This window comes from Helicobacter didelphidarum (genome assembly GCF_003364195.1).
In the GTDB taxonomy this organism is placed as follows: domain Bacteria; phylum Campylobacterota; class Campylobacteria; order Campylobacterales; family Helicobacteraceae; genus Helicobacter_A; species Helicobacter_A didelphidarum.
This window is the reverse complement of record NZ_NXLQ01000046.1, coordinates 1-5,600: the sequence shown is the minus strand read 5'-3', so window position 1 is coordinate 5,600 and position 5,600 is coordinate 1. Positions and strand designations below refer to the sequence as shown.

7 protein-coding genes are annotated in these 5,600 nt (G+C 31.2%); all 7 read right to left on the bottom strand.

The window, feature by feature from the left end:
* Positions 1-362 precede the first annotated feature (362 nt).
* The 7 genes from CQA53_RS09930 to CQA53_RS09905 all read right to left on the bottom strand — a co-directional run bounded on the left by CQA53_RS09930 (position 363) and on the right by CQA53_RS09905 (position 5,497).
* Positions 363-1,733 carry an OmpH family outer membrane protein gene (locus tag CQA53_RS09930; protein ID WP_181882422.1) on the bottom strand — a complete coding sequence of 457 codons (1,371 nt, stop codon included), beginning with the start codon at positions 1,731-1,733 and terminating at the stop codon, positions 363-365.
* A gap of 1 nt (position 1,734) precedes the next feature.
* Positions 1,735-2,373: a hypothetical protein gene (locus CQA53_RS09925; protein WP_115543830.1), complete on the bottom strand. Its 639-nt coding sequence runs from the start codon at positions 2,371-2,373 to the stop codon at positions 1,735-1,737.
* 108 nt (positions 2,374-2,481) lie between these two features.
* A complete protein-coding gene (locus CQA53_RS12200) occupies positions 2,482-2,682 on the bottom strand; it encodes a hypothetical protein (RefSeq protein WP_147290030.1) in 201 nt (66 codons plus the stop codon).
* A gap of 15 nt (positions 2,683-2,697) precedes the next feature.
* Complete coding sequence (locus CQA53_RS09920) at positions 2,698-2,988, bottom strand: hypothetical protein (protein WP_115543829.1); 291 nt, start codon at positions 2,986-2,988, stop codon at positions 2,698-2,700.
* Positions 2,989-2,992: 4 nt separating this feature from the next.
* Positions 2,993-4,531, bottom strand: a complete 1,539-nt coding sequence (locus CQA53_RS13145) for a DUF6402 family protein (protein ID WP_147290029.1) — start codon at positions 4,529-4,531, stop codon at positions 2,993-2,995.
* Positions 4,532-4,539: 8 nt separating this feature from the next.
* Positions 4,540-5,157: a hypothetical protein gene (locus CQA53_RS09910; protein ID WP_245945870.1), complete on the bottom strand. Its 618-nt coding sequence runs from the start codon at positions 5,155-5,157 to the stop codon at positions 4,540-4,542.
* The gene (locus CQA53_RS09905; RefSeq protein WP_115543827.1) at positions 5,129-5,497 is read right to left on the bottom strand and encodes a hypothetical protein; all 369 of its coding nucleotides are present in this window, start codon (positions 5,495-5,497) and stop codon (positions 5,129-5,131) included. Before CQA53_RS09905 ends, CQA53_RS09910 begins: the two co-directional genes overlap by 29 nt.
* Positions 5,498-5,600: the final 103 nt, after the last annotated feature.

The following is a 5,600-nucleotide window of genomic DNA, read 5'->3' as shown; positions in this document are numbered from 1 at the left end:
GCATTCTCTATTTTCATAATAAGTAGGAGTGAGATAAAAGCTATCTAATTCTTTAAAGGGAGTGATGATATGAAAAGAGGGGAGCGAAGTATCTATCATTGAAGCTAATGCTTCTTTACTTATCTCTTTAGTATTGCTAGGATTAGGAGCATTTATCTTAAAGGTATTATTCTTAGGCTTACAAGTGATAGGGAATCCTTTATCACTTAATACCCCACTCTTTCTATCATTGTATAAAGATATTTATATTTGCATGTATAAATGCTAAGTATTTTGAGAGAATTTCAAGGGTTATTAAAGATTTTATGCGGAGATAAGATAGAGAATCTATCGCACAAATAAAATCAAAGATTCCCTTGAAATTATCCAAAAGACAACGCATTGTCTTGCATTATAGGATAATCATCATTATATCTTTTTAATGCTCTAGCACTAGGGAGGATTACAGATACAAGAGAACAAGGAGTAGGAACACCTGCGATAGTATGAGTGCAACCTACAATACTAGAGTTCATTAAATCAGATTCTAATATCATAGGGATACCTTGAGATTGAAAGCTTTTACCTTTCTTACTCTTTAGTTGCACTCTACCATTATGAGGACATTTAAGCTCATTATCTTCTAGGACAGGACAGAGGAATGCAGTGGATATACTTTCTTTATTCTCTTTAGAATCTTTTGCTTTAGATTCTAAGAGTGCTTTTTCTTTGTCTTCTATCTCTTGAGATTCAGAGCTATTACATTCTAGCTTGATATGAAGGCTAGAATGAATAAGAGAATAATGAAGTATTGTAAGTGTAGAGGAGTGGAGGAATACTTGGAGGGTGGAAGTGGATATATTCTTGTCATTGCGAGCCGATTTATCGGCGTGGCAATTCATAGTATTAGAATCTGCACTGCTTAAGTCTTCATTACCTTGTAAGTAATATATAGGCTTAGATTCTACAAACACTCCATCATTATCTAATTCCCCAAAGTATAAAGGATGAGATTCTATTTCTTTTGAGCCATTAAGTAGATGAGAATAAAGAAATATTTGGGTATTAGGAGAGTGCAATATATTAGTATCTAAGTGATATTTATTCATTAAAGATTCTATATCTATCTCACTACCATTCTTAGTAAATATATCTATCTTGTTATCGTGGAGGTGGATTAGATTGGATAGAGAGATATTAGTTGTGGATTGCCACGAAGTCGTGCCGACTTCTCGCAATGACGAAACATTGCTTGATTGATTAGAATCTATCTTATCTAAGAATATTATCTTTATAGATTTATCATTTGATTCTAATATAAGATGATTTGAATCTTTGGATTTATCTTTTCTATTAAATCTTGCTTGTCTTTGTTCTCTCTCTATTTCCTTCAACTCTCTCTCGTATTCTTCATAACTTAGATTATGTATTCTTTTTTGTTCTCTCTCGTATTCACCTTGTCTCTCTTCTTTTATTTGCATTATGGATTTATAGAGGGCTTTTCTAGCGTCTAGATATTCAGTGGTTAGGGATTCTTTATCGAGGATAAAGATATTTACGAAGTCATCTTTATATCCTAGATTCTTAGTAGCTATGTTGTTTGTAAGGAGTGTGTTTTGAGTGTAATCTACTGCGATAGAATCTTGACATTGATAGAGTGCTTTGAGATATGCAATAGATGAGTCTTTATTAATATTTTCTATCTCATCATGAGTAATAAACATTAGCCTAGCTGTAAATAAAATATTGTCCATATCAAATCCTTAAAAAATATTTATAAATTAACCATATAAAAACTACAATAGGTATGGGAGGATACGCTTCCGACATATACATATATAGTAATAGTATAAGAATATCAATATTTGTAAGTGTGAAAAATACACCGATAAACATAGCTATATATTTAAAATATTTATTTGGTTTTGTAAAAGAAATCACACTATGACGCATCGCATAATGCTTGTATTCACTTTTAAATATATATCTAAGAATCCATCTGCTAATAAAAAATATCATAATTTTTAAAGGAATAAAGCCAATAAAAAAGACATTATATCCAACATATTCATATTTAAATATTATTTCTGGCATACCATCATATTGCTTTTTTATTTCATCTATATCTGCTAAAGAGTTTATATAATCACTAGTAGGAATAAGATAAAAACCAATAGTTTCAAATAATACAACAACAATCAGCATACCTATAAAATATGATTTTAGGAATTCTTTTGAAAATAATATTTTAGGAACTAAAAAACGATTTAAAATATAAAAAAATACTATATTAAGAAATAGAGATAAATAGAAAAACAAAAGAAGAGGTGGCACAACAGGAATAATACACGACATTATACCAACCGCAATCCCCACAAGAATACTATCTATCATAATTTTATCCTATCGTATCATTAAAGTATAGAATACTCAAATTTATCAAAATTAATCTTAGCAATAATATCTTTACTATATAGTTTAAAAGAAAAGTCTTTCATAACTCTATCCTTTCATATAGTGTATGAAACTTATGATTTTCTCCGTCACAAAAACTGTCAAGAATAACCCACTTGGTGCGAATATGCCAAATATGATTGTTTTACCTCTATGTAGAGTTTGTGGAGTTTTGTTTATTTTATGAATTTTATTAATGAATCTTGTTAAATAAAATGCGATGGGAGTGCCTATGAGATATGTAGGCACCAACGCTCCAAAATTCTAGTTGTATTCTGCGTATTCGTGTTGTATAGGATAATATATAGCATTACTCTCCTCAAAATAACGATAATCAAAAGGCACATATAAGGCAATGTAGCATTCAAACATAATACATACAATCACATATCCCAAAAAGTAGTATTTCAAAAATCCCTCTGCATAAATAGCATTTTTATCAATAAAGCGATTATAGAGATAAAAAATGGGTATATATACCAATAAAAATCTCCATATTGTTACTGTTATGCCTAGTATCCCCACAAAAAAGCCCAAATCAAAAGTCTCAAACATAACTCTATCCTATCGTGCTATATAAAGTTTCAAAAGGCAAATCTTTGAAATCTAAAGTTTTAATTATATTCTTGCTATATAGTCTAAAATCTAGCCCATAAGGCGTGAATTTTTGGTAATCTTGATAATCTTGGTTGTAGATATAGTATTGATTGGTTTGAGGGGACTGAAGAACATCTGTTACGCTCACCCTCTTCAATTTATACTTATATGTTAGCATTTGTCTAATAGACCCCCATATACTAAAAGCCTTTTCTTCAAAGTCCCACGCTCCCACAGGCTGCCCCAATTTGCTAATCGTGCCATCATCATTGAATATATGATATTGGTCTAAAAAATCAAAGCTATCATAGACATACGCCACCATTTCATCTATGCGGTATTCTAACTTTTCCTTATCGTCTTGTATATCTTTTTTGATTGTGATACAAGTAGGAGCATAATTAATACTAAATTTCCCACTACAAGCATAGAGAGATAAATCTCGCATAGTCTCATTCCAAGTTTGCTGACTAAGGTTTTTGCCCGTATCATACACCTCATATACCAACAAACCTTGTCCTATCACGGGCAAGGCATTCCCTGCTCGTTTTAAGGTAAAAGCAGCTAAAGTATCCACACTAAATTGTGTCCCAATAGTGATAAGGGCATTCATACGAGCTTGCTTGAAGAAATCTTGGTCAGCGAAGCTACTGACTTGAAAATTAAGAGTATCGATTTCATAAGGCTTACAAGCAGAAATGAGTTTATAGCCCTGTGGTATGCTTTCATTCTCTTTCACAAGGATATAGGAATCTACATTTTTATCACTTCTATTGTCTCTCACATCGATTGCAAAATACAGCTTATGCTCACCTTTTGGAAGTTGCTTGAGAATTGTCATTATGTTTGTGTGTAAAAAAGTTTTGTGTATTTGGCTTTTAAATGCTTTGCTATAAATATGTTCTTTGTTGCCTAAATACTCCTTACTTAGCCTTTTTATCAATGGAAACTGCATATAAAACTTATCCCAATCAAGTGTAGTATAGAATCTTATAGGGCGTTTATGGTCTCTAGGTGTATGTGTCGCATTGCCATAATGCGAATATTTCTCGGCTCTTTGTCTTAGTTCTTTTTCTTGTTGAGATTCTGTATCTCTTGGATATGGCGTATAACGCAAAGTAAGTGGCTCTATACCTTTACTTTGCAAGAAGGATTGTATTTCTTGTAGTCTTTGTTGCTCTTGTTGGCTTATGTGTTTTGTTTGTCCTTGTATGCTTGTGTGTTGCAGTGCATTGGTATCAATGGTATCAACTTTAGGACTATTTTGCCATAATGCTTGGAGATTGTAGCTTACAGCCCAACCTAGTGCTGCTGTATCATTTTTTGCAATATCTCTATAGTATATAAATTCTTTATAACAACACTCTAGTTCTTTGGGTAGCATACTCTCATCATACGCAGTGGTGTGTATATCTGCTTGTTTAGTATTTAGCGTTTGTGTATTTTTAGAACCTTTTTCAAATTTCTGTGCTGCTTCTAACTCTCCAAATCCTGTTGGCATAAATTCCCTCATAACCTTAAGTTTAAACATACGATTATACCAAGTTTTTTTCCTTTTTCCAATATTTTTTTAGTATCAGAAAAATCGCAGTCTTTGATATTATCAATATTTAATGTTTTGTTTTTGTAAGATTCTAGATTCTTTTTTATTTCATTAAATCTAGTATTAATTTTACTTATGCTTTTTTCTATATCTTTTTCACTTAAAAATGAAGCTAATTCTACCATAATCGTGTTTATATCTAAGGTTTCTTGCTTGTTTGGTAGTATAGATAATATAGTATTGTAGAAAGATTTTTGTGTTGTATCTTCCTTACTATTTTCTTCTTTCTTACTATTTCCTTCTTTCTTACTATTTCCTTCTTTCTTACTACTTTGTTCTAGTGCTATTTGCGCACTTTTATCTAATGTAAAAATATATTTTGATTGTGATATAGGTTCTTTTTGATTGAGATATATTTGCAAGGCTAATTGTAAATCTGTTACTTGCATTTGTATAACATTTGTTAGCTTATATTGATTGTCCTCTTGTGGCTTGAAAACTCCAAGTGTTATGACAGAATGATAGCCTATATGTGTCGGTGATATAAATTTTGATTTATTTTGAATGTTGAGACGATTGCTCATTTGTATTTCCTGTATCATTTTCATCTATCTTTTCAAATTTAAGATTTTTAACATGATTTATGAAGATAATCGCAAAAAAGATAGAAATAACACCCACAATTGCTATCTTGCCATAGAAAGCATCTATATCAAAATACCAGCGAAGCAAGATATACCCAAGAACACATACAATAGCAAGCGGTATTGCAAGCATATATAATTTCTTTTTATTTATTTTTTGCACCTTGTATTGTGTCTCACATTTTGGACATTTGCATACAGCATCATGTTCATTCTCACTGGCTTCTATCATTAACTTGTTAAAATTCTCGCCACACACTTCACATTTATGATACAACATTTTAACTCCTTATTTTATCCCATATTATAGCATACAATCTCTATGATATTTCCTTTATTCATGATTGCTTCCTATCGCCCAAATCTATTGTAGAAATTCATAT